At 51.0% G+C, this 1920-nt stretch carries 1 rRNA gene; it reads right to left on the reverse strand.

Annotated features, from left to right (window positions below):
* Positions 1 to 85: 85 nt before the first annotated feature.
* Positions 86 to 1627, reverse strand: a 16S ribosomal RNA gene (locus FD729_RS05245).
* Between the last annotated feature and the right edge of the window lie 293 nt (positions 1628 to 1920).

Here is a 1920-nt window from a genome sequence, read left to right on the forward strand (position 1 = left end):
ATGCGTCACGACTTCACAGCCATCTTGTTACTTTTTTATCAGACAATTTGTGTGAGCACTTCGAAGACAGCATTCTATAACAGAATAAGGAGGTGATCCAACCGCAGGTTCCCCTACGGTTACCTTGTTACGACTTCACCCCAGTCATGAATCACAAAGTGGTAAGCGCCCTCCAAAAGGTTAAGCTACCTACTTCTTTTGCAACCCACTCCCATGGTGTGACGGGCGGTGTGTACAAGGCCCGGGAACGTATTCACCGTGGCATTCTGATCCACGATTACTAGCGATTCCGACTTCATGGAGTCGAGTTGCAGACTCCAATCCGGACTACGACGCATTTTATGAGGTCCGCTTGCTCTTGCGAGGTTGCTTCTCTTTGTATGCACCATTGTAGCACGTGTGTAGCCCTGGTCATAAGGGCCATGATGACTTGACGTCATCCCCACCTTCCTCCGGTTTATCACCGGCAGTCTCCTTTGAGTTCCCGGCCGAACCGCTGGCAACAAAGGATAAGGGTTGCGCTCGTTGCGGGACTTAACCCAACATTTCACAACACGAGCTGACGACAGCCATGCAGCACCTGTCTCACAGCTCCCGAAGGCACCAATCCATTTCTGGAAAGTTCTGTGGATGTCAAGACCAGGTAAGGTTCTTCGCGTTGCATCGAATTAAACCACATGCTCCACCGCTTGTGCGGGCCCCCGTCAATTCATTTGAGTTTTAACCTTGCGGCCGTACTCCCCAGGCGGTCGACTTAATGCGTTAGCTTCGGAAGCCACAGTTCAAGACTACAGCCTCCAAGTCGACATCGTTTACGGCGTGGACTACCAGGGTATCTAATCCTGTTTGCTCCCCACGCTTTCGCACCTGAGCGTCAGTGTTCGTCCAGGGGGCCGCCTTCGCCACCGGTATTCCTCCAGATCTCTACGCATTTCACCGCTACACCTGGAATTCTACCCCCCTCTACGAGACTCAAGCCTGCCAGTTTCAAATGCAGTTCCTAGGTTAAGCCTAGGGATTTCACATCTGACTTAACAGACCGCCTGCGTGCGCTTTACGCCCAGTAATTCCGATTAACGCTCGCACCCTCCGTATTACCGCGGCTGCTGGCACGGAGTTAGCCGGTGCTTCTTCTGCGGGTAACGTCAATGATCATGCATATTAGGCATTATCCCTTCCTCCCCGCTGAAAGTACTTTACAACCCGAAGGCCTTCTTCATACACGCGGCATGGCTGCATCAGGCTTGCGCCCATTGTGCAATATTCCCCACTGCTGCCTCCCGTAGGAGTCTGGACCGTGTCTCAGTTCCAGTGTGGCTGGTCATCCTCTCAGACCAGCTAGGGATCGTTGCCTAGGTGAGCCGTTACCCCACCTACTAGCTAATCCCATCTGGGTTCATCCGATGGTGCGAGGCCCTAAGGTCCCCCACTTTGGTCTTACGACGTTACGCGGTATTAGCCACCGTTTCCAGCAGTTATCCCCCTCCATCGGGCAGATCCCCAGACATTACTCACCCGTCCGCCACTCGCCACCTAAAGAGCAAGCTCTTCTGTGCTGCCGTTCGACTTGCATGTGTTAGGCCTGCCGCCAGCGTTCAATCTGAGCCATGATCAAACTCTTCAATTTAAGTTTGATGCTCAGAGTATTAAACATCATAATGAATTACGTGTTCACTCTTGAGACTTGATATTTTAAAAGCCTAAAGGCTTTCGATATCTGTCTTACGAGTGCCCACACAAATTGTCTGATAAATTTTTAAAGAGCGGCGCAGTTAGGAGCCGGGCTATGCTGCGAGATAGCATAGCTTACGCTTTTATTCTTCAGAGTCAATCTCTTTTTTCAGAGATTTTCTCCGGGTTACTTAGCTGCTAAGTCTCCTGAATATCATACTCCGTTAGCTTTCGCGAGTGTCAGTAAAA

It is taken from the genome of Pantoea sp. Nvir (assembly GCF_009829915.1).
GTDB lineage: Bacteria > Pseudomonadota > Gammaproteobacteria > Enterobacterales > Enterobacteriaceae > Pantoea.